This is a genomic window from Flavobacterium sp. (genome assembly GCF_024710485.1).
In the GTDB taxonomy this organism is placed as follows: domain Bacteria; phylum Bacteroidota; class Bacteroidia; order Flavobacteriales; family Flavobacteriaceae; genus Flavobacterium.
On the sequence record NZ_JANJUQ010000017.1, the window covers coordinates 1 to 25,371 of the forward strand.

General features: G+C 30.6%; 31 protein-coding genes. 25 read left to right on the forward strand and 6 right to left on the reverse strand.

Going from position 1 to position 25,371, the window contains the following annotated elements:
* From Q0M21_RS03595 to Q0M21_RS03605, 3 genes are all read right to left on the reverse strand, one after another.
* Positions 1–1,239, reverse strand: a 1,239-nt coding sequence (locus tag Q0M21_RS03595) for a recombinase family protein (protein ID WP_295334817.1), incomplete at its 3' end; no start/stop codon positions are given.
* The gene (locus Q0M21_RS03600) at positions 1,232–1,378 is read right to left on the reverse strand and encodes a hypothetical protein (protein ID WP_295334819.1); all 147 of its coding nucleotides are present in this window, start codon (positions 1,376–1,378) and stop codon (positions 1,232–1,234) included. The genes Q0M21_RS03595 and Q0M21_RS03600, both read right to left, overlap by 8 nt.
* Positions 1,379–1,460: 82 nt before the next feature.
* Positions 1,461–2,414, reverse strand: coding sequence for a hypothetical protein (locus tag Q0M21_RS03605; RefSeq protein ID WP_295334821.1), 954 nt, complete (start codon positions 2,412–2,414; stop codon positions 1,461–1,463).
* A gap of 68 nt (positions 2,415–2,482) precedes the next feature.
* Between Q0M21_RS03605 and Q0M21_RS03610 the strand changes: the two genes are divergently transcribed.
* Both Q0M21_RS03610 and Q0M21_RS03615 read left to right on the forward strand, forming a co-directional pair.
* On the forward strand, positions 2,483–2,866 hold the full coding sequence (locus Q0M21_RS03610) for a hypothetical protein (RefSeq protein WP_295334823.1): 384 nt from the start codon (positions 2,483–2,485) through the stop codon (positions 2,864–2,866).
* Entirely contained in the window at positions 2,863–3,075 is a 213-nt protein-coding gene (locus Q0M21_RS03615; RefSeq protein ID WP_295334824.1) for a hypothetical protein, read from the forward strand. Before Q0M21_RS03610 ends, Q0M21_RS03615 begins: the two co-directional genes overlap by 4 nt.
* A 246-nt stretch (positions 3,076–3,321) precedes the next feature.
* On the opposite strand, the gene Q0M21_RS03620 is transcribed toward Q0M21_RS03615, so the two are convergent.
* Both Q0M21_RS03620 and Q0M21_RS03625 read right to left on the reverse strand, forming a co-directional pair.
* The gene (locus Q0M21_RS03620) at positions 3,322–3,468 is read right to left on the reverse strand and encodes a hypothetical protein (protein ID WP_295334825.1); all 147 of its coding nucleotides are present in this window, start codon (positions 3,466–3,468) and stop codon (positions 3,322–3,324) included.
* A gap of 20 nt (positions 3,469–3,488) precedes the next feature.
* Complete coding sequence (locus Q0M21_RS03625) at positions 3,489–3,743, reverse strand: transposase (RefSeq protein WP_295334826.1); 255 nt, start codon at positions 3,741–3,743, stop codon at positions 3,489–3,491.
* A gap of 161 nt (positions 3,744–3,904) precedes the next feature.
* Here Q0M21_RS03625 and Q0M21_RS03630 point away from each other — a divergent pair, with 161 nt between their 5' ends.
* From Q0M21_RS03630 to Q0M21_RS03680, 11 genes are all read left to right on the forward strand, one after another.
* The gene (locus Q0M21_RS03630) at positions 3,905–4,975 is read left to right on the forward strand and encodes a site-specific integrase (RefSeq protein WP_295334828.1); all 1,071 of its coding nucleotides are present in this window, start codon (positions 3,905–3,907) and stop codon (positions 4,973–4,975) included.
* 133 nt (positions 4,976–5,108) lie between these two features.
* On the forward strand, positions 5,109–5,720 hold the full coding sequence (locus tag Q0M21_RS03635; protein WP_231843189.1) for a TetR/AcrR family transcriptional regulator: 612 nt from the start codon (positions 5,109–5,111) through the stop codon (positions 5,718–5,720).
* Between the two features lie 3 nt (positions 5,721–5,723).
* Positions 5,724–6,974 carry a TolC family protein gene (locus tag Q0M21_RS03640; protein WP_295334830.1) on the forward strand — a complete coding sequence of 417 codons (1,251 nt, stop codon included), beginning with the start codon at positions 5,724–5,726 and terminating at the stop codon, positions 6,972–6,974.
* A gap of 25 nt (positions 6,975–6,999) precedes the next feature.
* Positions 7,000–7,881, forward strand: a complete 882-nt coding sequence (locus Q0M21_RS03645) for an HlyD family efflux transporter periplasmic adaptor subunit (RefSeq protein WP_295334831.1) — start codon at positions 7,000–7,002, stop codon at positions 7,879–7,881.
* Between the two features lie 17 nt (positions 7,882–7,898).
* A complete protein-coding gene (locus Q0M21_RS03650; RefSeq protein ID WP_169522441.1) occupies positions 7,899–8,339 on the forward strand; it encodes a hypothetical protein in 441 nt (146 codons plus the stop codon).
* Positions 8,336–8,623, forward strand: coding sequence for a hypothetical protein (locus Q0M21_RS03655; RefSeq protein WP_295334834.1), 288 nt, complete (start codon positions 8,336–8,338; stop codon positions 8,621–8,623). Before Q0M21_RS03650 ends, Q0M21_RS03655 begins: the two co-directional genes overlap by 4 nt.
* Complete coding sequence (locus tag Q0M21_RS03660; RefSeq protein WP_295334836.1) at positions 8,623–9,519, forward strand: ABC transporter ATP-binding protein; 897 nt, start codon at positions 8,623–8,625, stop codon at positions 9,517–9,519. Before Q0M21_RS03655 ends, Q0M21_RS03660 begins: the two co-directional genes overlap by 1 nt.
* Positions 9,520–9,527: 8 nt before the next feature.
* Positions 9,528–10,262 (forward strand): ABC transporter ATP-binding protein, encoded by a 735-nt coding sequence (locus tag Q0M21_RS03665; RefSeq protein WP_112112173.1) that lies wholly within the window; start codon positions 9,528–9,530, stop codon positions 10,260–10,262.
* 45 nt (positions 10,263–10,307) lie between these two features.
* A complete protein-coding gene (locus Q0M21_RS03670) occupies positions 10,308–11,414 on the forward strand; it encodes an ABC transporter permease (protein WP_295334838.1) in 1,107 nt (368 codons plus the stop codon).
* A 91-nt stretch (positions 11,415–11,505) separates the two neighbouring features.
* Positions 11,506–12,627 carry an ABC transporter permease gene (locus Q0M21_RS03675; RefSeq protein WP_295334839.1) on the forward strand — a complete coding sequence of 374 codons (1,122 nt, stop codon included), beginning with the start codon at positions 11,506–11,508 and terminating at the stop codon, positions 12,625–12,627.
* A gap of 80 nt (positions 12,628–12,707) precedes the next feature.
* Complete coding sequence (locus Q0M21_RS03680) at positions 12,708–13,610, forward strand: hypothetical protein (RefSeq protein WP_295334840.1); 903 nt, start codon at positions 12,708–12,710, stop codon at positions 13,608–13,610.
* A 6-nt stretch (positions 13,611–13,616) separates the two neighbouring features.
* On the opposite strand, the gene Q0M21_RS03685 is transcribed toward Q0M21_RS03680, so the two are convergent.
* On the reverse strand, positions 13,617–14,051 hold the full coding sequence (locus tag Q0M21_RS03685; protein ID WP_295334841.1) for an Rrf2 family transcriptional regulator: 435 nt from the start codon (positions 14,049–14,051) through the stop codon (positions 13,617–13,619).
* A gap of 170 nt (positions 14,052–14,221) precedes the next feature.
* Here Q0M21_RS03685 and Q0M21_RS03690 point away from each other — a divergent pair, with 170 nt between their 5' ends.
* From Q0M21_RS03690 to Q0M21_RS03740, 12 genes are all read left to right on the forward strand, one after another.
* Complete coding sequence (locus Q0M21_RS03690; RefSeq protein WP_295334843.1) at positions 14,222–14,656, forward strand: cytochrome c; 435 nt, start codon at positions 14,222–14,224, stop codon at positions 14,654–14,656.
* Positions 14,657–14,667: 11 nt separating this feature from the next.
* On the forward strand, positions 14,668–16,008 hold the full coding sequence (locus Q0M21_RS03695) for a cbb3-type cytochrome c oxidase subunit I (protein WP_295334845.1): 1,341 nt from the start codon (positions 14,668–14,670) through the stop codon (positions 16,006–16,008).
* A gap of 11 nt (positions 16,009–16,019) precedes the next feature.
* Positions 16,020–17,450 carry a copper-containing nitrite reductase gene (gene nirK, locus Q0M21_RS03700; RefSeq protein WP_295334846.1) on the forward strand — a complete coding sequence of 477 codons (1,431 nt, stop codon included), beginning with the start codon at positions 16,020–16,022 and terminating at the stop codon, positions 17,448–17,450.
* Positions 17,451–17,600: 150 nt separating this feature from the next.
* Complete coding sequence (locus Q0M21_RS03705; RefSeq protein WP_295334860.1) at positions 17,601–18,311, forward strand: formylglycine-generating enzyme family protein; 711 nt, start codon at positions 17,601–17,603, stop codon at positions 18,309–18,311.
* A complete protein-coding gene (locus Q0M21_RS03710; RefSeq protein WP_295334847.1) occupies positions 18,308–18,883 on the forward strand; it encodes an SCO family protein in 576 nt (191 codons plus the stop codon). Before Q0M21_RS03705 ends, Q0M21_RS03710 begins: the two co-directional genes overlap by 4 nt.
* Positions 18,876–20,147, forward strand: a complete 1,272-nt coding sequence (locus Q0M21_RS03715; RefSeq protein ID WP_295334850.1) for an alginate export family protein — start codon at positions 18,876–18,878, stop codon at positions 20,145–20,147. Before Q0M21_RS03710 ends, Q0M21_RS03715 begins: the two co-directional genes overlap by 8 nt.
* Positions 20,148–20,157: 10 nt before the next feature.
* Positions 20,158–20,937: a CbbQ/NirQ/NorQ/GpvN family protein gene (locus Q0M21_RS03720; RefSeq protein ID WP_295334852.1), complete on the forward strand. Its 780-nt coding sequence runs from the start codon at positions 20,158–20,160 to the stop codon at positions 20,935–20,937.
* 9 nt (positions 20,938–20,946) lie between these two features.
* Entirely contained in the window at positions 20,947–22,686 is a 1,740-nt protein-coding gene (locus Q0M21_RS03725) for a VWA domain-containing protein (protein WP_295334853.1), read from the forward strand.
* A 1-nt stretch (position 22,687) separates the two neighbouring features.
* Complete coding sequence (locus tag Q0M21_RS03730; protein WP_295334854.1) at positions 22,688–23,656, forward strand: PAS domain-containing protein; 969 nt, start codon at positions 22,688–22,690, stop codon at positions 23,654–23,656.
* Entirely contained in the window at positions 23,647–24,222 is a 576-nt protein-coding gene (locus Q0M21_RS03735; RefSeq protein WP_295334856.1) for a cytochrome c oxidase subunit 3, read from the forward strand. Before Q0M21_RS03730 ends, Q0M21_RS03735 begins: the two co-directional genes overlap by 10 nt.
* Before the next feature lie 2 nt (positions 24,223–24,224).
* Entirely contained in the window at positions 24,225–24,464 is a 240-nt protein-coding gene (locus tag Q0M21_RS12345; RefSeq protein WP_353889067.1) for a cytochrome C oxidase subunit IV family protein, read from the forward strand.
* A 71-nt stretch (positions 24,465–24,535) separates the two neighbouring features.
* Positions 24,536–24,973, forward strand: a complete 438-nt coding sequence (locus Q0M21_RS03740) for an OsmC family protein (RefSeq protein WP_295334858.1) — start codon at positions 24,536–24,538, stop codon at positions 24,971–24,973.
* Positions 24,974–25,371 lie beyond the last annotated feature (398 nt).

Below are 25,371 nucleotides of genomic sequence, written 5' to 3' on the forward strand. Positions count from 1 at the left end.
ATTTTCTTTTTCTTTCAATTCAGCTATTATATTTTCATATCTTATTTTGGTGGTTTGATAATCACTTTTATCTATTTCACCATCCACAAACATATCCTGTAGGCGTTCTAATTTCTGTTCTATTTTTTTTATGTTTTCAAAATGCTTTGGTCCAATTTTAGTTGATTCAGCAGAATTTGAGAGTTGCTCTTTCACTACTTCTTCAAATAGCTTTTTTATAGGACCATTAAGTGAAATACTATCCAGATAATCATTAAACCAATTACTGACCTCTTCAAGAGCATATCTTCCATTACAAGGGCTTATACAGTGATAATAGGAGTAATGTTTTGTTCTTCCTTTTGATGTACTGGCGGTTAATGGATTATTGCAAACGGGACAAAGTAAAAACCCTTTTAGCGGAAATTTATCATTTAGTTTTTTATGTTTGGTATGGTGCTTTTGCCTTTTGTTATTTAATACATCCTGAACTTTATCAAATAATGCTTTTGTAATAAGTGGCTCGTGTAATCCACTAATAATGGTTTCCTTTTCGTCTTTGTATGCTTTTATAAAAATTCCACCGTAATAAATCGGATTCTTTAATAAATTAGAAAAAGGAGTTTTGCTGCTTTTCAATCCCTTTGCTTTGAGTTTTGTTAGCACTTCTTTTTGATTGTATATTCCGGTTGCCATAAGTTCAAAGGCTTCTTGAATTAAAACAGCATCTTTGTTTGGAATTAATAAAGGTTTTTTAGTACTGTCTCTCCCGTTATCATACCCTAGAGGAGCATTTCCCACATATCGTCCTTCTTTGAGGGCTCTTCTCATCCCAGAAGTGACATTTAATGAACGACGGTGATTTTCAACTTCTGGTATAGAAAGATACACAGCAAGCATTAACCCTTGTTCAGGAATAGTTAAATCAAGCGGTTGTTCTATGGCATTCACCCGAATTGCAAGTGAGTTAAAAGTGGCAATCATTTGATAAGATTCTGCCGTATTACGAGAGAACCTATCCCATTTGATAAAGATGACTTGGTTAACACTTTTTTTGTTCTTTTTGCAAAACTCTAAAAGCTTTTTGAATTCCGGTCTTTTGAATGTTTTAGCTGAATAGTCTTCTCTATAGATGGCCAAAACATTTAAATTATTAGTTTGGCAATACGCCAATAATTTTTGTTCTTGGTCACGAAGAGAGTAACCTCGACCAGCTTGTTCATCTGTCGAAACTCTTACATACAGAATTACATTATCCATCTTTATTTGTTTTTAATAGATTATCGATTGAAATTTTGGCTAAAACGGTTAAAAATTTTAGTATTTCTTTAATTTCATCATCGGTGTATTGTTTTGCTTTTGCTTGTTTTAAAATTTGTTTGGCTTTTTCAAGTTCCATTGTTACCTCAATCAGCCAAAAGAAGTAAGATGTACTTGTTTTATGCTTTTAGGTAGTTAAGTGCTAAGGGATTCTTAGGACATTATTGTTCTTTTTTTACTATTGTTTTATTTGTGTTTTTTATCACCAAATGGTTTTCATTTCTATAGATTACTTCAACTCGATCGTACATTTTTAATCCTAATGTTCTTCTGAGCTTTCTAGCTTCTTCACCAGTTATTTCTTTAGCATCAGAGAAGTTAACTGTGTAATCTCCACTTTTATGTTTGATAATTTTGATCTCTTCACATTCTTTATTTCGGACAGCTTCTAACAATTGTTTCTCTTGAGTATTAAAAAATCCATAATCAAAACAATGGTTAAAAACTTTCTCATTTTCGAATAATTTGCCAATAATTGGAACTATCGGCAAATTGATAAAAGTTGATTCGGAACATGTGCGAGTGTAGAATTCGTATAACTCTTCTTTTAAATTATCTTCTGTGCTATTATTGAGGGCAATTATGAATTCAAATTCTTCAGTTTCTGGGTTTATTTTAATAACAATTGAAGGAGAAGTTTTTGTAATTAGAGCACCATAAATCATTATTCCAAGATTTGTGCAAAATGTATCTTGATAAATATTGCTTTCTAAAGATTTTATAATGTTCTCTCTAGATGTATTGCCACCAATACTTTCCAGCATTTCTTTTGGTAAATTGCTTAATATTCTATTTTGAAAATCCTCTTCAGATATTTTTTCAAGCGCTTTTTTAAAATCCGGTTGCTCTTTTATGAACTCCCTAAGTTTTTTTATGGTTTTTAAATCCAGATTAAATTTTCTAAGTTCTACAACAATTAACAGCCATAATGCTTCAAATACATCTAAATAGACCCATTTTCTTTTTTCAGCTTTATCTTGAAAAGTATCTTTTCTTTCGTCATAAAATGTAATACCTTCTTCTTTCCAAGCTATGTGTGTCCTTGGGTGTAATTCAATCTCGGAGAGTAGTATTTTTTTTTCTAAGAGAAAAGGGAAGAATTGATTTAGTTTCATGTTAATTTTAATATATCTGTCAAATGTAATAAAAATAAAATAATATATTTGTATAAAAATACAAAAATATGAAAAAGCCAATAAAAATTTGTCAAAATCCTGATTGTGGTGACGATATTCCGGATTACAAATCTTCAAAAAAGAAGTATTGTAATGACTATTGTAGAAATCATCATGGGTATTTAAGAAGATTAGAAAACAATAAAGAATTTGATATTCAGAAAAAAGGGTTAGTCAATAATTATAGAATACTAAAAATGTATGTAGACGCAGGTATTCTTAAAGAAGATTTAGATAAACTACTGAAATTTGGATTTAACCCAAAATATCTACCGCAGAAAAACATTGATAAAAGGTTTAGTCCTAATATGCCTTATTACGTTATAAAAGATATAGCCTTTTGTCTAGATCCAAAGACCAACCATGTATTAATATACTCAGTAGAAAAATGAAAAGCGATACCCTTACCCCAAGACAATTAATGTTGTCCCCTGATGTTTTAGCCTATGAATTAGGACAGATTCCAACACCAGAAAAAATAGAAAACAGAAGAATTGCGACTTATGTTATAATAGGTGTTTTAGCTTCGATTACCATTGGTATCATAACCTATGGAATTTATCAGCATCACCAAGAAAATAAAAGGAGGGAACTAGATTAGTACATCACAAAAAAAATCAGTAAAAATCATTGAGAACCGATTTTCACTGATTAAAACTAGTTGTCAATAGTGTTAGTTGGTGATGATTGGGAATTATCGATTATTAGCTGTTTTGATAGCTGTTTTGATAGCTGTTTTTGAATAGTTTAACACAGTTAGTGAGATACTACCTTTTTGATTGTGATTATATAGTTTATATGCCTTAAAAATAAATATTTATCTATTAATTACTAACTAAATACTCTCTTAGCAATAGTTCAATTTTATTTGAAGATATACATTGTAAAAAGTACTTTTGTTGATTCCAATCTCACGAAGTGTTCGATTAACGCCAATCTCAGAACGTGTAACCATGTGAATGATTTCTTGTTTTTCGGATACTGTAAGTCGCATATATTTTTTGAACTTTTCAGTTAATCCAGCATGTCCAAGCTTTTTTTTACGATATCGTAACGCAATACCAAATCGGCAACCATTTCTTTTAAACGCTGATTTTCTTTTCGGAGTTCTGCTACTTCATCACTGGTAGCTTCTCTTGTGGTATCACCTGCTAAACGCTTTTTCCCGGCTTCTAAAAACTCTTTGTTCCATTTGTAAAACTGAGATTCATTGATGGAATACTTTCTACATAATTCAGCGACAGACATCTCTGCCCTTAAAGCTTCCATTACATTTGGATTTTCTGTTCCGATGAAAAGATTCTTCGGGTGTTTCTGCGAATGTCTTTGATAAAATTCTCTGCTGTTTTTTTCTTTGGTGTTTTCATGATAATTCAAATTTAAGGATTATGAAAACACTCTCTTAGTTTTTGCCTAAATCAGTCCACTTTTTGCTGACGATTTACAGTTATCTTGATGTAATTAAATCTAGAGTATTGGATATCCAAATGGAGTTAATCCATAAAAATCAAAATCTAAGTATTGAAAATTTTAAAGAATTGCTTTTTGGTTCTGATGAAAAACAGCGTATGCTAGTTCCAATCTTTCAAGATCATAATAATAAAATAAAAGAATTAGTGGGTAAAGAATATGCACCGGGAACATTAGAGCGTTATACTACTTCTTTGAAACATACTATTGAATTTCTGGAATGGAAATATAATATATCCGATATTGAGATTTCTAAAATAAATCATGCGTTTGTTACCGACTATGAATTTTATTTACGAAGCGTTAGAAACTGCTCTAACAATACAGCAGTAAAATACATCAAGAATTTCAGTAAAATTATCAAGCTTTGTTTGGCCAATGACTGGCTTGATAAAAATCCATTTGCTAACTACAAATCAAAAGTTAAGGAAGTTGAAAGAGTTTATCTTACTGAAGCTGAAATCCAATCAATAATAGAAAAAGATTTCAAAACTGAAAGGCTTTCACTAGTTCGTGATATCTTCCTTTTTAGCTGCTTTACAGGTTTAGCATACATAGATGTCAAAAACCTAACAAAGTCACATATAAGCTACGGTATTGATGGAGAGAAATGGATATTCACGCACAGGCAGAAAACAGAAAGTGCTTCCAAAATTCCAATCCTTCCAGTTACTCAAATGATAATCGATAAATACGAAAATCATCCACAATGTTTGAATGAAAATAAACTACTACCTATCCTATCCAACCAAAAAATGAATGCTTATCTAAAAGAAATTGCAGGAGTTTGTGAAATTGAAAATGAACTAACATTCCACATTGCTCGACATACTTTTGCTACTACTGTGACACTTACCAATGGCGTTCCAATTGAAAGCGTGAGCAAAATGCTTGGGCATAAAAATTTAAGAACTACACAACATTATGCTAAAGTTTTAGATAGAAAAGTTAGTGATGATATGAAGATTTTAAAAGATAAATTTTCAATTTTAGACAATAATATATTGAAAAAATCTTCAGTCACAAGCTAAACATTTCTAGTAATCAATGCTATTTAAAGCTATTAAGAATTTATTATTTGTTAAAAAAAGCATAAACACCATTTTAGTAACTTTATTTTAGTAATTTTGTTAACCAAATAGTTAAACTATATAATTAAACAATATGGATAAAATTAAAACTGAAAATACTGAAACTGAAATATTAATAGCTGCAAAAGAAATCTTTCAGCAAAAAGGAATGGCAGGTGCAAGAATGCAAGAAATAGCAGATAAAGCAAAAATTAATAAAGCATTATTGCATTATTATTATAGAAGCAAACAATTATTATTTGAAGCTGTTTTCAAAAGTGCTTTTTCGCTTTTAGCACCACAATTAAATAAAGTGCTAAATGATGATAGTGACTTATTTGAAAAAATACGAAAGTTCACTGAAAATTATGTTTCGTTTGTAATCAAACATCCCTATTTACCAAATTTTGTAATACAAGAATTAAATAAAAACCCAGAATTTGTTCAAAAGCTTCGCTCTGAAAAAAATTTTCCTTCCATTGAAAAATTTAAACTTCAAGTAAGTGATGCTATAAATCAAGGAATTATTAAACCAATTGAAGCTGAACAGTTATTTATCAATATTATCTCTTTAAATATTTTTCCTTTTATCGGAGAACCGCTATTAATGGCGCTTGTTAATGTGGATAAAGAAAGCTACAATAAAATACTAGAAAATAGAAAAACGGAAGTGGCTGAGTTTATCATTAATTCAATAAAAATATAAATTATGAAAACTAAGTTAATCATACTGATAGTATTGTTTATATCAATGTATGCAAATGCACAACAGACTTTAACCTTGGAAGATTGTTACTCATTAGCTACAAAAAATTATCCTTTATCAAAACAAACAGGATTAATACAACAAAAATCAAGTTATGAAATTGAAGCATTAAGCAAAGGAAAATTACCAAAAATCGATGTAAATGCACAAGCAACTTATCAATCTGAAGTGATAGGATTACCTGCTTCACTACCAGGAGTTCAATCTTTAAATAAAGATCAATATAGAGCAACTTTAGATATAAATCAATTAGTATACAATGGTGGAATAATTGATGCAAATACTAAATTAAAAGAGGCACAAACCAAAACACAACAACAAATAATAGAAGTTAGTTTATATCAAATAAAAACTCGAATCAATCAATATTTCTTTTCTGTTTTATTACTTCAAGAAAAAAAAGCATTACTATCTTCAAAAAAAGAGTTATTAACTTCCAAAGTTAAGGAAGTGAAATCGGGAGTCAAATTTGGAGCAATTCTTCCATCATCAGAACAGGTTTTAGAAGCAGAAATTATTAAAATAAACCAACAATTAACAGAAATTAAATTTGAAAACATCAAATTATTAAATAACCTTTCAGAATTAACTTTTTCAGATATTGATACCGAAACAACTTTAATACAACCAGTTTCATATTCAAATAGCACTAATATAACAAGACCTGAAATTGCATTTTATGATTTACAAAATCAGCAATTAGAGTTCTCGAAAAGTGTACTATCTAAATCAAATCTTCCAAAAATAAATGCTTTTGGTCAAGCGGGTTATGGTAATCCCGGATTAAACATGTTAGACAATTCTTTTCAAACATTTTATGTTGTCGGCCTAAAAGCGAATTGGAATATTTTTGATTGGGGCAAAACCAAAACAGATAAAAAAGCATTGGATATATCTAAAGAAATAGTGACATCTGAGAAAGAAACATTTGAATTAAATAACAAAATACAATTAGAAGAGCAAGATTTTGAAATTAAAAAATTAGAACAACTGTTGCTTTCTGATACCGAAATAATTCAAATACGTGAAAAAGTTATTAAATCCTCAGATGCTCAATTAAAAAATGGTGTGATAACATCGTCTGAATATCTTATAGAATTAACCAATTTATTTGAAGCAAAAAATATTTTGAAAACACATGAAGTTCAATTAGCAGCTGCTAAATCAAATTACGAAATAATTAAAGGAAAATAAAATAGTACCCGAAAAATTTAAAAAAATGAAAAAAATAAGCATAATAATTTTAGCAACAATAGGGTTAATTTCTTGTAACAAAAATAACGACAAAGCTGATGGTTATGGGAATTTTGAAGCAACTGAAATAACTATTTCTTCAGAAGCTAACGGTAAAATAGAGTTTTTAAAAGTCGAAGAAGGAGATGAATTAAAATCTCAATTACAAGTAGGATTAGTTGATACATTACAATTACATTTTGCGAAACAACAATTAATTGCCTCTAAAAGCACCATATCGTCAAAATCCGCAAATATAATATCACAAAAAAGCGTCTTAAATGAACAATTAAAAACAGCTAAATTAGAGAAAAACCGAATCCGTAATATGTATGCTGAAAATGCTGCAACTAAACGACAAGTAGATGAAATTGAAGGAAAGGTAAAAGTTATCGAAGAGCAAATAAAAAGTGTCGGAACTCAAAACGCACCTATTTTAAATGACTTAAAATCGATAGATGTACAAATTGCTAAAATCAATGACCAAATAGCAAAAAGTAAAATTATTAATCCTATTAATGGAACTGTTTTGACTAAGTATGCAGAACCAGGCGAAATAACAGCATTTGGAAAACCACTATACAAGATAGCTGATATTTCTGAAATGACTTTGCGAATCTATGTAAGCGAAACACAGTTGTCAAAAATAAAAGTTGGACAAAATGTATCGGTAAAAATTGATGCTGAAAAAGATATGAAATCATATCAAGGAACCATTTCATGGATTGCATCTTCAGCAGAGTTTACTCCTAAAATTATTCAAACAAAAGAAGAACGAGTAAATCTTGTTTATGCCGTAAAGGTAAAAGTAAAAAATGACGGTAGTCTAAAAATCGGAATGCCAGCAGAAATGTGGATTAAATATTAATTAAAAAATTATAGAACATGTTAAAAATAAAAATTGCCCTTTTAGCTACATTTAGTTTACTTCTTTTCTCTTGTAATACGAAATCGAAAGAAGAAAAAGCTACTGAAATTAAAACTGAAGAACACCAACATTCTGAAAGCGAAACAATTCAATTAAACAATGGTGAAAAATGGAAGGTAGATGATAATATGATGCTACACATTCGTAATATGGAAAAAGACATAATACATTTTGACCAAGAAAAAAGCACAAATTATTCATTGTTAGCCGATAAATTAAAGACAAATATTGATTTACTAACATCAAATTGTACCATGAAAGGACAAGCTCATGACGAACTTCACAAATGGTTAGTTCCATATATAGAGTTAGTCGATTCGTTTTCTAAAGAAAAATCAGCAAATCAGTTTACAGAAATTCAAAATTCGTTCCTAACATTTAATCAATATTTCAAATGATTTTAAAAAACTTACATACCGAAAATAAACCAGTTCAAACACAATTATTATTTGAACCAAAAGACGCTAAAGTAATTTCATTGCAAATAGCAAAAGGTGAAACACTTAAAGAGCACGTTTCAAAAATACCTGCATTGTTAGTTTGCATTTCAGGAAATGCTGTTTTTACTGATGATAAAGGAACAGTCGTTAATCTCAATTCAGGCACTTATGTAATGATTGAAGAAAATGTAAAACACGCTGTAAAAGCATTTGATGAAAGTAATTTCTTATTGATGAAATAATGAGTATTGCTGTAAACAACATTTCAAAATATTACAAAAATTTAAAAGCAGTCGAAAACATTACTTTTAATGTAAATGATGGAGAATTATTTGGTTTAATTGGACCTGATGGTGCAGGGAAAACAACTATTTTCAGAATACTAACTACGCTTTTAGTTGCTAATGAAGGAAGTGCAGAAGTCGCTGGATATGATGTAGTCAAACAACTCAAAGAAATCAGAAACTCTGTTGGCTATATGCCAGGAAAATTCTCGCTATATCAAGATTTAACTGTTGAAGAAAACTTACATTTTTTTGCCACTATTTTCGGAACCACAATTGAGGAAAATTATGATTTAATTAAAGACATATACATTCAAATTGAACCATTCAAAAACAGAAGAGCAGGTGCTCTTTCGGGCGGAATGAAACAAAAATTAGCATTATGTTGTGCGTTAATTCATGCTCCAAAAGTATTATTTCTTGACGAACCAACTACAGGAGTTGATCCCGTTTCTCGAAAAGAATTTTGGATAATGCTAAAAAGATTGCAACAAAAAGGCATTACAATATTAGTTTCAACACCTTATATGGATGAAGCTTCTCTTTGTGATAGAATTGCATTAATTCAAAAAGGCAAAATTTTAAAAATAGATACACCTCAAAATATCATTAACAACTACGAAAAAGTAATTTATGATGTACAAGCAAAAAACACACACGGATTGATTCACGATTTAAAAAATTATCCTAATCAATACAGTGTTTATGCTTTTGGGGAGTTTGTACATTACATAGATAAAAATGCAACTTTCAATCCAAACGATTTACAAACCTATTTGAAAAATAAAAATCATACGGATATAATTATTAAACCTGCTACAATAACCATTGAAGATGTTTTCATGGACTTATAAACAAAAAAATGGAAAGAGAAAAAATAATATCTGTAAAAAATTTAACAAAAGAGTTTGGCCATTTTACTGCTGTAAAAGGCATTTCATTTGATGTTTATAAAGGAGAAATTTTTGGTTTTTTAGGAGCCAATGGAGCAGGAAAAACAACAGCTATGAAAATGTTGATTGGAATTTCAAATCCTACTTCAGGTGAAGCCAATGTTGCAGGTTTTGATGTTCACTCACAAGCCGATATGGTAAAAAAAAGTATTGGTTATATGAGCCAAAAGTTCTCAATGTATGATGATTTAACTATTAAAGAAAACATTACTTTTTTTGGTGGAATTTATGGATTATCAAGAATACAAATCAAACAAAAAATCGCACAATTAATAGAAGAATTAGAACTTCAAGAAGTAGCCAATAATTTAGTAGGTTCGTTACCATTGGGTTGGAAACAAAAATTGTCGTTTTCAGTTGCATTACTGCACGAACCAAAAATTGTTTTTCTCGATGAGCCAACAGGAGGCGTTGACCCAATAACCCGAAGACAATTTTGGGAAATGATTTATACACAAGCTTATAAAGGTACTACCATTTTTGTAACCACACATTACATGGATGAAGCAGAATATTGTGACCGTGTTTCTATTATGGTTGACGGCTCTATTGAAGCTTTAGACACCCCAAAAAATTTAAAACAACAATTCAAAGTAGATTCTATGAATGATGTTTTTTTAAAATTAGCAAGGAATATAGAATAATAAATCACTACAACACTTGAAACTTAAACTAGAAACAAAAAACAAATGAAAAGATTTATCGGATTTGTAAAAAAAGAATTCTACCATATTTTCAGAGATAAACGTTCTTTGTTTATTCTGTTTGGTATGCCGATTGCCCAAATTTTATTGTTTGGTTTTGCCATAACAAATGAAATTAACAATGTTGACATTGCCATTTTAGACCAATCAAATGATATAGAAACACAAAAAATTATCTATAAAATAAAAGCATCACCCTATTTTAATGTTGAAAACCAAATTGAAAAAGAAAGCGACATAGAATCAGAATTTAAAAAAGGAAAAATCAAGGCAGTTCTTATTTTCGAACCAAATTTTAGTAAAAATCTCGAAACCAAAAAAGTAGCAGTAGTTCAAGCAATTACCGATGCGACCGAACCTAATGTTGCCAACACAATTGCAAATTATACCTCAGCAATTATACAAAATTATCAATCGCAAAAAAAACAATCCAATAGTAATCTGGTAAAGGTTGAAGTACAATCGAGAATGTTTTATAATCCTGAACTCAAAAGTGTTTTTAATTTTGTTCCAGGTGTAATGACCGTTATTCTAATGCTTGTTTCAGCTATGATGACCTCTATTTCTATCACACGAGAAAAAGAATTAGGCACTATGGAAATTCTTTTAGTTTCTCCATTAAAACCATTTCAAGTAATTATTGGAAAAGTATTTCCTTATATTTTTCTTTCCATTATCAATGCAATCGTAATATTAACATTAGGCTATTTTGTGTTCAAAATGCCTATAAATGGAAGCATCTTTTTGTTAGCTTTTGAAAGTATATTATTTATCATTTCTGCTCTTTCATTGGGGATATTAATTTCTACCGTTTCTAATTCTCAACAAACCGCAATGATGTTATCATTAATGGGTTTGATGCTACCAGTAATTATTCTATCAGGATTTATATTTCCTATAAATAGTATGCCTTTACCCATGCAAATAATCAGTAACATCATACCTGCAAAATGGTTCATTATTATTGTAAAAGCCATTATGCTCAAGGGAGTCGGAATTCAATATATATGGAAAGAAACCCTTATATTAATTGGAATGACCGTGTTTTTTATAACATTAAGTATCAAAAAATATAAAATTAGATTAGAATAATTTTTAGGAGCTATTTCCTGCTTTCCGCTCCAATCTTTTCTATTTTAAAAAGAAAAGGATTTCTACTGCAATCAGGGCTAAAAATCAAACAATGAAAACAATATTATTCATCATACAAAAAGAATTCAAGCAAATTTTTAGAGATAAAAGTATGCTACAACTGATATTTATTTTGCCCATTTTGCAATTATTAATTTTGTCAAATGCAGCTACATTCGATGTTAAAAACGTTGCAATTACTTTTGTCGACAATGACCAAAGTCGGGAATCAAGAGATTTAATAAATTCGTTTAAATCCTCAACCTATTTTAAAGTTACAGAACCCTATTTTTCTGAAAAAGAAGCTATCCAAGAAATGCAAAAAGGAAAAACCGATATTATTGTAAATATTCCAATTCACTTCAATCGTGACCTTCAAAAAGACCAAAAAACAAGTATTTCAGTAAGTATTAATGCTATAGATGCTGCAACAGCAGGTGTTGAAAATGTATATGTAACACAAATTATAAATACATACAATCAAAATATTCAAATGCAGTCCAACTATTTTACAGGTAACAAAGAAATACCTCAAAATATTATAGTTATACCGTCTTTTTGGTACAACAAAACCTTAAACTACAAAACCTTTATGGTCCCAGGTATCTTGGTTTTATTGGTTACTATGCTTACTTTATTTCTGTCATCAATGAATATAGTTAGAGAAAAAGAGTTAGGTACATTGGAGCAAATTAATGTAACACCAATAAAAAAATATCAGTTTATAGTTGGAAAATTATTTCCATTTTGGGTACTTGGCTTAGTGATTTTGACTGTTGGCTTACTTATAGCTAAAGTTGTTTTTAATGTTCCCATGCTAGGTAATATTTTCCTTGTTTATGGTTTTACATCAGTGTATTTGCTGTTAATTTTAGGATTCGGACTATACATATCTAATCATACCGAAACCCAACAACAAGCTATGTTTATTGCGTGGTTCTTTATGGTGATTTTCATATTAATGAGTGGTTTATTTACACCTATCGAAAGTATGCCAAAATGGGCACAAAGCTTAACATTGTTAAACCCTATTCGATACTTTGTAGAGTTCATAAGAATGGTTCTACTAAAAGGATCCGGATTTTTTGAAGTATTACCAAACCTATTAATTGTTACCGGATTTGCAGTATTTGTAAACGGCATGGCGGTTTGGAGTTATAAAAAATCAAATTAGAAACTTAGCTTAAATCAAATTATTTATAAGTATTGAATTCAAACTTTTAGAAATCTTGAATTCAACAAATAAATGAAAACATGAAAAATAAAATAGTTTTGATTTCTATTATTTTAATAACATCTATTTCATCGGCACAAACTAAAACAGATTCAATAGTTTCACTTAGTTTAGATAAAATAGCACAAGTTAACCAAGGAGAAAGTTATGTTACATTTCCTTTTGATATTGGAAATTTAGAACCCTTACTATTTGAAGCAAATGTTAGTCCTAATTTTAAAATTCGAGAACGTAAAGATTCAAGATTAATGGCAGTACTTACCTCTCAAATCATTATAAGAATGTTTGATGAATATTCATATCCAGTAAAAACACCCAGTTATATTCCTCAAATAGCATTTTATTTTCTAACAGGTCATAAAGAATCAGCCAATAAATTAACACTTTTTGGTAAAATTGCACATCATTCGAATGGTCAAAACGGAAATTTCTATACCGAAAATGGAGATATCAATTTACAATCCGGAAATTTTGCAACAAATTATATAGAACTTGGATTTTTAAAATCATCTTACAGTAACCAACTCAATGCCTTCAAATTTATTAAAAGCTCTATTGAAATTCATCCAAAAAAATGGATGTTAGAAGAACTTCAAGGTCAATATAGTGGACTTCGATGGCACAATACCTTTTTAGCCTACAAGCTTCCTATGAAAAGTAATCTAATAAAAAACAAAGAACAAAGAGCAAACTTTTCTGTAAAAGCTGAAACTACTTTGATGCTTGATAATATGAATAATTGGGATACTTTTAATATAGACCGACTTAATACAAGTTTAATTGTTTATTATCATCCAAAATTTTTAGAAGATATTGGATTCTATGTTCAATTCTATCACGGTATGGATTACTATAACATTTATTTTCAACACCAAATCAATACAATCCGTTTTGGTATTATGACAGAGGTTTTACGTTTTTAAAATATTTTAATATTTCAAAAAAGTTTGACCTTTTTTTATACCCAAGGATAGTTCTTCAAGAGTTGTATGCTCTAACATGTAAATTAAATCTTTTTTTACAAACTTAAATTTTTCATGAACTGGACATGGGTGATCTTCCGAGCAATTACTTAAACCTAATCCGCATCTTAAAAAAACAGAATCACCATCTATTGCCATTACAATGTCTGAAAGGTTAATGTTTTTTAGATCATCTTTTAAAATCATAAATCCTCCTCCAACACCTTTACTTGACTTTATAATATTGTTTTTAACTAATGCTTGTAAAATTTTTGCGGTAAAAGCAGTAGGAGAATCTATTTCATTAGCAATTTCTTTCAACCCTACTTTTCCTTCTTTACAACAATGTGTTGCAATAAAAATTGTTGCTCTGATGGCATATTCACAACTCTTCGAAAACATCTTTTTTCTTCAAAAATATAAAATCATTTCAATTTCAGACGCAATTATCTTTTATTTAACAATTATGATTTTTATCATGTTTTATAAGAACATCTGTTCGGAATTTTGTTAAAAATTAATAAAGGATAATATTGTTCTTTATTAGAATTAATTAACTAAAACTAAAATTTATGCTATCAAAATCACAAGCAAGGGCATTTTTTCTAGGAGGAACATTAGTTACATTTTTAGTCTTCATTGGGCTAACTATCTACTCGTTCATGCCAAAAAATGACCAAACCAACTATGGCAAAATTGATGCACAAGTTGTAAGAGGCAAGGAAATTTGGGAATCCAACAATTGCATGGGTTGTCATACTATTCTTGGAGAAGGAGCTTATTATGCCCCTGAATTAACAAAAGTTATAGACCGAAGAGGAGATGCTTATGTAAAAGCAGTTCTAATGTCTAAAGAACCTTGGCAACCTAGAGGTAGAAAAATGGTTGCTTATGCAATGACCGATGAAGAAGCAGATGCAGTAATTACATATTTTAAATGGATTGGAAAAATCGATTTGAATGGATTTGATAGGGTAGTTTCACCATTAGCGAAAGACAAACAATAAAACTAACAAAAATGAAATATAAATCACAAAAAATAGCCTATTGGTTTTTTGCCTTATGCATGTTATTGTTTTCATTACAAATAATATACGGCTTTATCATGGGCTTTGATAGAATTGGATTGCAAGGTCTGCATGACATAATTCCATTTAATACAGCAAGAGCAGTACACACCAACTTATTAGTAGTTTGGTTGTTAACAGGATTCATGGGAGCAGCATATTATATTATTCCTGAAGAAGCGCAAAGAGAATTGATAAGTGTAAAATGGGCTTATGTTCAACTTATTTCTCTTGCTGTTGTTGGAGTTATAGCTATTATTGGTTTTCATTTGAACCATTGGGAAGGAAGAAAATTTCTTGAAATTCCTAGAGAATTAGACTTTCTAGTTGTTGTAAATGTATTATTGTTTTTAGGACTTATTTTAGGAACTCTATTCAAAGGAAAACGCAAAACAACAACTGCCTTGGTTTTATCAATGGGGTTATTATTTGCAGCATTGCTATACTTGCCTGGAATGATTTGGTTTGATAGCCAAGTAATGGATTCATTCTTCCGTTGGTGGGTTGTTCACCTATGGGTTGAAGGTGTTTGGGAATTAATAATGGGTGGTATTTTATCCTATTTATTAATAAAACTAACGGGAGTTGACAGAGAAGTTATTGAAAAATGGTTGTATGTAATCATTGGTTTAACTTTCCTATCAGGTGTTCTAGGAACTGGGCATCACTACTATTATATTGGAGTAAACAAAATTTGGTTAATTGTAGGTGGAATTTTCTCTGCTCTTGAACCACTGGCTTTCCTTGCAATGGCATTATTTGCTGTAAATATGTATAGAAAAGGCGAAAAAAGTCACCCAAACAAAATTGCATTATTCTGGACTATTGGTTCAGCAATTGTATCTTTTATTGGTGCAGGATTATTAGGATTTGCTCATACATTACCACAAACAAATTTATACACACACGGAACATTAGTAACTGCAATGCATGGTCACTATGCTTTTTGGGGTGCTTATGCCATGATTGTATTAGCTATTATTAGTTATGCTTTGCCAAACCTAACAGGCAGAAAACGCTACAATAGCGTACATGGAAATGCAGCATTTTGGCTGTCAAATATTGGAATACTTGGAATGACTGTTGCGTTTGGTGTTGCTGGTGTTGCTCAAGTATATATGGAGCGCAAACTAAAAATGGAGTTTATGGAGGTTCAAAAAGAAACTGAAATTCACTTTGTTGTGTTACTTATTTGCGCAACAATGTTTACAGTTGGCATAAGTCTATTTATATATGATTTTATTAAATATGGCAAACCCACAGATGAAGCTTTAGAAATAGAAAATAATTAAAATTAAAAGAAATGAAAAAAATATTTACTCTGATTTTTGCTTCAGTAGCATTTATCGGATGCAAACAAAATGATGAATACAAAAAAGTAGATGCATCACAAATAAAAGTTGAAGGAAGTATGAATGCCGAATTAACAGCTCCGCCATTTGTACCAAAACCAGTTGGAGATAGACCAGCCAAAAAACTAATAGTCAATATGGAAATTATTGAGAAAGAAGGAGAAATGGCTGATGGTGTTAAGTATGTCTATTGGACATTTGGAGGAACAGTTCCTGGAAGTTTTATTAGAACTCGAATAGGTGATGAAGTTGAATTTCATTTAAAAAACCACCCCGATAATAAACTACCTCACAACATTGATTTACATGCTGTAACTGGTCCTGGTGGTGGTGCAAAATCCTCATTTGTTGCTCCTGGTCATGAAGTAACCTTTTCTTTTAAGGTATTGAATCAAGGATTGTATGTTTACCATTGTGCAACTGCACCTGTAGGTATGCACATTGCTAATGGAATGTATGGACTTATCTTGGTTGAACCCGAAGGAGGTTTGCCTCCTGTTGATAAAGAATACTATGTTATGCAAGGTGATTTTTATACTAAAGGAGCTAACGGAGAAAAAGGACTACAACCTTTTGACATGGCAAAAGCCGTTAAAGAAGAACCTGATTATGTAGTATTTAATGGAAAAACGGGTGCATTAACAGGCGATAACGCTCTTACTGCAAAAGTGGGTGAAACTATCCGCTTGTTTGTTGGAAATGGTGGTCCTAACTTAGTTTCTTCATTCCATGTTATTGGAGAAATTTTTGACAATGTTCATGTGGAAGGTGGTTCGCTTGTAAATCATGATGTACAAACAACGCTTGTTCCTGCTGGTGGAGCTGCAATTGTTGATTTTAAAGTTGATGTTCCTGGATCATTAGTGATAGTAGACCATTCTATTTTTAGAACTTTTAACAAAGGTAGTTTAGGTTTAATAAATGTTAGTGGAGACGAAAACAAAACGATCTATTCAGGAACTCAATCGGATGAAGTTTACCATCCTGAAGGAAGCACCATTCAAACCATGCCAAATGAGACAGGTGCAAAAGCTCCTAAAGCAGTAACACTTGTTGAACGAATTGCAGATGGAAAATCAATTTATGCCAAAACATGTTTTGCATGTCATCAAGCAACTGGTGAAGGTTTGCCAAATGCATTTCCTCCTTTAGCTAAGTCCGATTATTTAAATGCTGATGTGAATAGAGCTATCGAGATTGTACTTAAAGGAAAAACTGGCGAAGTTGTTGTGAATGGTAAAAAATACAACAGTGTTATGACCGCTCAAACGCTAACCGATGATGAAGTTGCAAATGTATTAACTTATGTTTATAGCACTTGGGGCAATTCTAAAAAAGAGGTTACTCCTGCTATGGTTAAAGCAGTTAGAAGTAAAAAGTAAATTGTTAATTCCATGAAAAGGTTATATTTTCTGTTTGTCGTAATTGTGTTTATTTCTTGCTCGAAAGATAAAGAGATAAATACTTTAGAAAGTATAACTATTCCATCAGTTTCTACTCCAAATGATAAACCGTTTGGAGTAGAAACACCGATGGTTTCTGTAAAAGGAGGAAAATATATTCCTCTTTACGGAGGAAAAAATAAAGAAGTAGAGGTAAATAATCTACTTATTGATGTCTATCCTGTTTCAAGCGAAAACTTTTTAGCCTTTGTAAAGCAAAATAAAAGATGGAGAAAATCGCAAATAAAAAGACTTTTTGCAGATGGTAATTATCTAAATAATTGGAAGAACGACACCATTTTACCCTCAAGTGTAAAACCAAATAGCCCTATTACAAATGTTTCATGGTATGCAGCAAACGCTTATTGCGAATGTCAAGGCAAAAGATTAGCAACTGTTGATGAATGGGAATTTGTAGCAATGGCCAATGAAAATGTTGCCGATGCAAGAAAAATAGAAGAATACAATCAATACATTTTAGATTGGTATGAAAAACCTAAAACATTTAATAACGAAATTGGAAAAACCTTCAAAAACTATTATGGTGTTTATGATTTGCATGGTTTAGTTTGGGAATGGACTTCTGATTTTAATTCCATATTATTAACAGGTGAATCTCGAAGTGATGTAACTACAGACAAAAACTTATTCTGTGGTAGTGGTTCACTAAATGCTTCCGATTTAATGAATTATGCTGCATTCATTAGATACGCTTTTCGAGGAAGTATAAAAGCAAATTATGCAGTAAAAAATTTAGGTTTTAGATGTGTCAAAGATACTTTAAATACAAAAAAACCATGAAAAAAATAATCCCCTTTTTTATAGCAATATTACTTTTTAGCTGTAAAAACAATTCTGAAACAACCAATAAATCCATTTCTGACGAATCTATTTTTAATTTAACGAGCAAATGGAAAACTCAAGATAACAAAACCATAGAAATAAAAGATTTTAAAGGGAAAGTGACCGTAATGGTAATGATATACACCAGTTGCAAAGCAGCTTGCCCAAGATTAGTTGCCGATATGCGAGATATTGAGTCTAAGATGCCAAAAGACAAACTTTCAGAAATAAATTTTGTTTTAGTAAGCATTGATCCCGAAGTTGATACTCCTGAAAGATTAAAATCTTTTGCAAAAGCCAATTTTATGGATGCTCCACATTGGACATTTCTTCAAGGAACAAAAACAACAGTACAAGAGTTTGCCAATGTTTTAGCAGTGAAGTATAAACAAATTGCACCAATGGATTTTTCACACTCCAACATTATCAGTGTTTTTGATAAGGAAGGTATATTAATTCATCAGCAAGAAGGTTTAGGAGTAAATAATAAAGAAACCGTAAATAAAATTATAGAAACAGTTAATGAATGACGAAATGAAAAAGTGCTTAATCTTAATTGCTTTATTGCTAGGAGTAATAGCTAAAGCCCAACAATTTGACATAAATGCTGACCTTCGCGCCAGATTTGAAAACAGAAATGGATACGGGACATTAAAGCCTGATGCCGAAAGAGCAGCTTCATTTATTTCGCAAAGAACCCGATTGATTTTTAATTATTCATTCAAAAACTTAAAGTTAGTTGTTTCTCCTCAAAATGTTAGAACATGGGGAGATGTATTAACAAATTCTAAAGATGATATTGGGTCTTCGTTTCATGAAGCTTTTGGAGAGATTACAATGAATGAAAAATTTGCTTTTAAAGTTGGGCGTCAAGAAATTAATTATGATGATGCAAGAATTTTTGGTAATGTCGATTGGGCAATGCAAGCCAGAAGTCATGATGCGTTTTTATTAAAATTTACACCAAACGCTTCAAATAAAATTCATTTTGGTGTAGCATATAATGCAAACAAAGAAACCAACTTCGAAGAAAACTACGCCTTAAATCAATACAAATCATTGCAATATGTTTGGTATAACGGAGTTTTTAAACAATTTATGGTAAGTGCCTTGTTGCTTAACAACGGAATGCCATATTTAGTCGGGACAGAAGAAAAAGTGGATTATAGTCAAACATTAGGTTCACGATTGGTTTACAAAAAAGGAAACTTAAATATCGATGGAGCAGCTTATTTACAAACAGGAAAATTAGCCGATAATACTGTAAATGCCAATTATTTTTCTGCAAATATTAATTACAAAGCATCAACACATTTCAACACAAATATTGGTTTTGAAAGACTTTCTGGGAAAGACCAAAATGATACTTCAACCGATGTGAAATCGTTTAATCCATTATACGGAACTAATCATAAGTTTAATGGTTATATGGATTATTTCTATGTTGGAAACCACGCTAATTCTGTTGGATTAACCGATGTTTACGCAACATTAGGATATGAAAAAAATAAATTTTCTGCTAAACTAACACCGCACTACTTTGCTTCTGCTGCAACAATTTATAAAGCTGGAGAAAAGCAAAACAGTCATTTAGGAACCGAATTAGACTTTACTTTAGCATACAAAATGTACGACTATGTAACTATTGATGCAGGTTTTTCCCAAATGTTTGCAACGACATCAATGGAAGTTTTAAAAGGTGGAAATAAGAATGCAGGCAATAATTGGGCATTTCTATCTATAAAAATAAACCCAAATCTTTTTAGTTACAAATCTGAACCAAAACCACAATAATTCTCTAAAAATGGCTTCATTAATACCATATTATTTTTCTATAGGAAAAGAAGAAGAAATTTTTTCACATGCCTATTCTAATAAAATTCCATTGCTTTTAAAAGGTCCAACTGGAACTGGAAAATCGCGTTTTATTGAATATATGGCGCATAAATTGGATAAAAAACTGATTACAATAGCTTGCCATGAAGAAACTTCATCAACCGACTTAATAGGAAGATATATTATAAAAGGAGCCGAAACTATTTGGGTTGATGGACCAATGACTACAGCTGTAAAAGAAGGAGCAATCATTTATTTAGATGAAATTGCCGAAGCGAGACCAGATGTTATTGTTGCTATCCACTCACTTACTGACCATCGTAGAGAGTTGTTTATTGACAAATTAGGGATTACGGTAAAAGCACATGAAGATTTTATGCTTGTTGCCTCTTTCAATCCTGGTTATCAGCGTGGGTTTAAAGAATTAAAACCCTCAACAAAACAACGTTTCTCGGCAATTTCATTCAATTATCCTGAAGCCAAACAAGAAATAGAAATCCTTATTAACGAAACTGGAATTGATGCTGAAAATGCTAAAAAACTAGTTGCGATAGGTTCAAAAATAAGAAACCTAACCGAACTTGGATTAACCGAAACCGTTTCGACACGTCTTTTAGTAAATGCAGCAACTCTAATCAAAAGCGGATTACCTAAAAGACTTTCAACACACATTGCAATAGTAGAACCATTAACTGATGATTTACAAACCGTTCAATCATTGAAAGATTTGTGTGATTTGATGATTTAGTAACTAAATATGGATTTAGACGAGCTACTTTTTGGAACCGTTTCTAAATATTTCAAGAAAAGAAACAAGAATAAAATTCTTTTAGATAGCAATGCTGTTTTCTTAAAGGATGTGAAACCTCGTTTAACTATTTTAGCAAGAGCAATTACTGGAAAAGCAATTGAACTTTTTCCTGCTGAACGAGAAGGTGGTTATAAAAACAACAACTTTTTTCTTCCTATTTATTTTAATGAATTTGCTTCAAAAGAGGCTAATTTAGGTTTTTACTTTTTTAGAATACTGTTCCTGAGTGTTCAATCTGAATTGAAAATAAATTTAACGATTGATGAAGTCTTATCGGAACAAAATAAAACGGAAATCTTAACTTTATTATTTCAAAAATATCCGAATTCTAAAATCATTTATCAAAACTTAAAATCGCATTTTGAAGCTAAAACAACTCCAAAAACCGCAACCGATTATTCCTGGATCTATGGAAAGTTGATGCAAAATGATAGTAAAGAATGCACTGAAACTATTTTAGAAAATTTTTCTGATTTTGTAAAAAAATCTAATTCAGAACAAATTACAACAACAATACAAGCAAAAGCTGTTGAAGAAATAACTACGATAGAAATTGACAAAAAACAGCAAGAAGATTATGTATTGCTTCATAGTTTTGAAAAAGTAGAGACTGCAGAAGAGTTCAACGGGAATTGGCGTGATTTTGATGGTTCCGACGATTTAGAAAAACACGAAAACGCTATTGAAGATCTTAATATGAAATTCACTGTTCGTGTTGACGATACTGCTCATTCTGTTTATCAAGCGGAATTTACTGAAAACACTTCCATCTCTGAAAGTGCCGAAATTGACTCCAATGGTTTTCATTTAACTTATGACGAATGGGATTTTGAAAAAAGAAAATACAAAGAACATTTCTGTAAAGTATATCCAAAAATTCAACAAAAAACAGATTCCAACTACTATCAAAACACAATCTTAAGGAACAATTCAACACTATTAAATTTAAGAAAAATTTTAACCAATTTGAACAACAAAATGCAACAGCAAAAACGTCAAACTCAAGGTGAAGAATTTGATATTGATGCTATTACTGATTTGTATGTAGATGTGCATTCTAAAAAAACACCTTCGGATAAAATCTATCTTTCCAATCGAAAAAAAGAAAAAGATTTATCCATTTTATTACTCTTAGACATTAGTTTGTCAAGTGATAGTTATGCAGCTGGAAATCGAGTAATTGATGTAGAAAAACAAGTTTCCATTTTGTTTGGAGAAATTTTAAACGAATTTAACATTGATTTTTCCATTGATAGTTTTTATTCCAAAACACGTAATTTTTCGACCTACTTAACAGTAAAAGATTTTGATGAGAATTGGGCTATTACCAAAAACAAAGTGGGTGCTATTGAACCATCAGGCTATACAAGAATTGGTGCTGCATTGCGTCATGCAGGTGCAAGATTAGACACTCGAAAAACCAAAAACAAATGGATTATTCTAATTTCTGATGGTAAACCAAACGACTATGATAAGTATGAAGGCAAATACGGAATTAACGACGTAAAACAAGCCTTACGCGAATTAAATCAAAGAGATATCAATTCTTATGCTTTGGCAATAGAAGCACAAGCCAAATATTATTTGCCTCAAATGTTTGGGCAAAGTCATTATCAAATTCTAACAACACCAACAGAATTACTACAATCAATGGTAAAGTTGTATGAAAAAATAAAACAGAATTAAAATGACAACAGAATTCCAAAATATGGATTTAGCAAAAGGACATCCTATTCAAAATTATTTAGATGAAACACTTCTAATTCAATCTATTGCAGATAACCTTATTCAAGTTGACATCAATAATGACTTTCAGAGGTTTTATAATTTATTCAACCAACTGGCAACAATTGAAAAACGTTTTGAACGTAAAGAAAATCAGTTATTTCCTTTTCTTGAGCAAAAAGGTTGGACTGGTCCTTCACAAAATATGTGGTCTTTTCATGATATTATTAGACAAATATTTAGAATTGTTAGACAAAACATTGAAAATAAAAATTTAATTTCTGCAAAACACAATACCGAATTAGCAATACAAAACATAAATAGATTATTGGAAGTGGAAGAAACCGTATTATTTCCAAATGCTTTAGAAATTTTATCTGATGATGAGTGGAAAGTAATGCGAAAAGGAGAAGACGAAATCGGTTGGATGTTAGCCGATGTTCCACCAAACTTTCCGAACGAACCTGAGTACATTCATCCATCACAAGATACTGAAAAAAGAACTGACGTGGTTTTTGATGAAAAAGCAGCACATTATGATGAAGGGTATATGACTGTTGAACAAGTAAACTTACTTTTTAAAACTTTACCTATTGATTTAACCTATGTAGATGAAAATGATAAGGTGATTTTTTATAATAGAGGAGAAGAAAGAGTTTTCCCAAGGAGTGCTGGAATTATTGGAAGAGAAGTTCGCTTTTGTCACCCACCAAAAAGTGTTGATACTGTTTTAAAAATTTTAGAAGCTTTCAGAAAAGGAGAACAAAACGAAGCTTCTTTTTGGATAAACTATAAAGATCGATTAATATACATCCGTTATTTTGCTGTTCGTAATTCAGAAAAAGAATACAAAGGAGTTGTTGAAATGTCACAAGACATAACCGATATAAAACAAATTAATGGAGAAAGAAGATTGCTAGAATGGAACTAAAAGATATAAAAATAAATCACAAAAATTTCTATTATCCGCCAGGAGGAATTTTACTTTGGATTATCATTTTTCTAGAGCTAATAACCTTTGGAATGGCTCTTGTTGCTTTGGTTTTTAGTGCTAAAGAAAATCCACAACTTTTTCACGAATCTAGTTTACATCTTAATAAAACTTTTGGAACTATTAATACGATTTTCTTGCTTGCAAGTGGTTTTTTTGTAGCAAATGCAGTTCATAATTTTAAAGAAAACAATTTCAATAAAGCTTCATTTCAGGTCAAAATTGCAATGATTGGAGGTTTGCTTTTTATTCTTCTTAAAAGTATTGAATATTATACAAAAATAGCATCTGGTTTTGTTTTAGATACCAATACATTCTTTACCTTTTACTGGCTTTTAACGGGTTTTCATCTCATTCATGTTATTGTCGGATTGGTGATTTTATTTGTGCTAAACAGAAATTTAAAAACTAAAGCTATTGAAGATGTCGAAGCTTCAGCTGCTTTTTGGCATATGTGCGACTTGATTTGGTTACTGCTTTTTCCCGTTTTATATCTAATTTTTTAACTATGAAAAAGAAACTAACATATACCTTCGGATTATTACTATTGTTGACGTTTGCTACTTTTTTAATAGTCAATCTTCCCTTAGATTCTTTCATAAAAAAATGCTTAATTCTAACACTATTTTCTGTTAAGTTTTTATTAGTTGCATTTCAGTTCATGGAGCTTAAAAAAGCGCATTCTTTTTGGAAAATCTCAACAATAGCAATTTTAATCATTATCAATTTAATCATAATTATTTCATAAAAAATAAAACCATGATTGAAATCATAAAATTAGAGAACCAAAAATAGCACTTTGCAAATAAATTTTAAAAAATGGAAAATCACATTTATAATGTAAACTTAAAATGGGAAAGCGACAGAAAAGGACTTATCTCAGCTCCCGAATTACCAACAACAATTGAAGTTGCAACTCCTCCTGAATTTGACAAAGGAATGCCCAACATTTGGTCTCCTGAACACTTATTTACGGCTTCTGTCTTGAGTTGTTTTATGACTACTTTTTTGGCAATTTCTGAATATTCAAAATTAGATTTTATTTCATTTGAATGTAGTTCTGATGGTATTCTTGAAAAAATAGAGGGTAAATACTTAATGACCAAAATTATTGTAAAACCAATATTGACAATAGCCGACTTAAATAAAATAGAGAAAGCACAACGTGTTTTAGAATTATCTGAAAAAGCATGTTTGATTTCAAATTCAATCAAAAGTGAGGTTATATTGAAGCCAACAATCAATATTGAAAACTAATAAATAGTAATGGTGACATCCAAAAAACACTTGTTTTTTTATCTCTGCTAGTTAGTCTTTTTTTAGCGTATAATTTTATTATTTATACTTCAAAAGAGGACTATGGAACAATGCATTTTTCCAAAAAAGCGATACAAGGTGAAACCATTTGGTTAGAAAATAATTGCAATTCTTGTCATCAATTCTATGGTCTGGGTGCAAATTCCAGTGATATTGACCACCTAATTCCAATTTAAAGTGACCACCTGATTCCAATTCAAAATGACCACCTAAACTTTTCATTAAAAACTACTTTTTTTCATGAGTTATTTTGTTAATCAAATATACTAAAATTGCTCTTTGTTAATTCCTTTTTTCTTTCTCATGGATTCGCCTTGTAATTCAATTCGATGTGATTG

What these genes read in the sequence shown, in the direction of transcription:
- Q0M21_RS03600 (WP_295334819.1), bottom strand. Translation starts at nt 1,378, where the DNA reads ATGGAACTTGAAAAAGCCAAACAAATTTTAAAACAAGCAAAAGCAAAA.
- Q0M21_RS03605 (WP_295334821.1), bottom strand. Translation starts at nt 2,414, where the DNA reads ATGAAACTAAATCAATTCTTCCCTTTTCTCTTAGAAAAAAAAATACTA.
- Q0M21_RS03610 (WP_295334823.1), top strand. Translation starts at nt 2,483, where the DNA reads ATGAAAAAGCCAATAAAAATTTGTCAAAATCCTGATTGTGGTGACGAT.
- Q0M21_RS03615 (WP_295334824.1), top strand. Translation starts at nt 2,863, where the DNA reads ATGAAAAGCGATACCCTTACCCCAAGACAATTAATGTTGTCCCCTGAT.
- Q0M21_RS03620 (WP_295334825.1), bottom strand. Translation starts at nt 3,468, where the DNA reads ATGCGACTTACAGTATCCGAAAAACAAGAAATCATTCACATGGTTACA.
- Q0M21_RS03625 (WP_295334826.1), bottom strand. Translation starts at nt 3,743, where the DNA reads ATGGAAGCTTTAAGGGCAGAGATGTCTGTCGCTGAATTATGTAGAAAG.
- Q0M21_RS03635 (WP_231843189.1), top strand. Translation starts at nt 5,109, where the DNA reads ATGGATAAAATTAAAACTGAAAATACTGAAACTGAAATATTAATAGCT.
- Q0M21_RS03640 (WP_295334830.1), top strand. Translation starts at nt 5,724, where the DNA reads ATGAAAACTAAGTTAATCATACTGATAGTATTGTTTATATCAATGTAT.
- Q0M21_RS03645 (WP_295334831.1), top strand. Translation starts at nt 7,000, where the DNA reads ATGAAAAAAATAAGCATAATAATTTTAGCAACAATAGGGTTAATTTCT.
- Q0M21_RS03650 (WP_169522441.1), top strand. Translation starts at nt 7,899, where the DNA reads ATGTTAAAAATAAAAATTGCCCTTTTAGCTACATTTAGTTTACTTCTT.
- Q0M21_RS03655 (WP_295334834.1), top strand. Translation starts at nt 8,336, where the DNA reads ATGATTTTAAAAAACTTACATACCGAAAATAAACCAGTTCAAACACAA.
- Q0M21_RS03660 (WP_295334836.1), top strand. Translation starts at nt 8,623, where the DNA reads ATGAGTATTGCTGTAAACAACATTTCAAAATATTACAAAAATTTAAAA.
- Q0M21_RS03665 (WP_112112173.1), top strand. Translation starts at nt 9,528, where the DNA reads ATGGAAAGAGAAAAAATAATATCTGTAAAAAATTTAACAAAAGAGTTT.
- Q0M21_RS03670 (WP_295334838.1), top strand. Translation starts at nt 10,308, where the DNA reads ATGAAAAGATTTATCGGATTTGTAAAAAAAGAATTCTACCATATTTTC.
- Q0M21_RS03675 (WP_295334839.1), top strand. Translation starts at nt 11,506, where the DNA reads ATGAAAACAATATTATTCATCATACAAAAAGAATTCAAGCAAATTTTT.
- Q0M21_RS03680 (WP_295334840.1), top strand. Translation starts at nt 12,708, where the DNA reads ATGAAAAATAAAATAGTTTTGATTTCTATTATTTTAATAACATCTATT.
- Q0M21_RS03685 (WP_295334841.1), bottom strand. Translation starts at nt 14,051, where the DNA reads ATGTTTTCGAAGAGTTGTGAATATGCCATCAGAGCAACAATTTTTATT.
- Q0M21_RS03690 (WP_295334843.1), top strand. Translation starts at nt 14,222, where the DNA reads ATGCTATCAAAATCACAAGCAAGGGCATTTTTTCTAGGAGGAACATTA.
- Q0M21_RS03695 (WP_295334845.1), top strand. Translation starts at nt 14,668, where the DNA reads ATGAAATATAAATCACAAAAAATAGCCTATTGGTTTTTTGCCTTATGC.
- nirK (WP_295334846.1), top strand. Translation starts at nt 16,020, where the DNA reads ATGAAAAAAATATTTACTCTGATTTTTGCTTCAGTAGCATTTATCGGA.
- Q0M21_RS03705 (WP_295334860.1), top strand. Translation starts at nt 17,601, where the DNA reads ATGGTTTCTGTAAAAGGAGGAAAATATATTCCTCTTTACGGAGGAAAA.
- Q0M21_RS03710 (WP_295334847.1), top strand. Translation starts at nt 18,308, where the DNA reads ATGAAAAAAATAATCCCCTTTTTTATAGCAATATTACTTTTTAGCTGT.
- Q0M21_RS03715 (WP_295334850.1), top strand. Translation starts at nt 18,876, where the DNA reads ATGAATGACGAAATGAAAAAGTGCTTAATCTTAATTGCTTTATTGCTA.
- Q0M21_RS03720 (WP_295334852.1), top strand. Translation starts at nt 20,158, where the DNA reads ATGGCTTCATTAATACCATATTATTTTTCTATAGGAAAAGAAGAAGAA.
- Q0M21_RS03725 (WP_295334853.1), top strand. Translation starts at nt 20,947, where the DNA reads ATGGATTTAGACGAGCTACTTTTTGGAACCGTTTCTAAATATTTCAAG.
- Q0M21_RS03730 (WP_295334854.1), top strand. Translation starts at nt 22,688, where the DNA reads ATGACAACAGAATTCCAAAATATGGATTTAGCAAAAGGACATCCTATT.
- Q0M21_RS03735 (WP_295334856.1), top strand. Translation starts at nt 23,647, where the DNA reads ATGGAACTAAAAGATATAAAAATAAATCACAAAAATTTCTATTATCCG.
- Q0M21_RS12345 (WP_353889067.1), top strand. Translation starts at nt 24,225, where the DNA reads ATGAAAAAGAAACTAACATATACCTTCGGATTATTACTATTGTTGACG.
- Q0M21_RS03740 (WP_295334858.1), top strand. Translation starts at nt 24,536, where the DNA reads ATGGAAAATCACATTTATAATGTAAACTTAAAATGGGAAAGCGACAGA.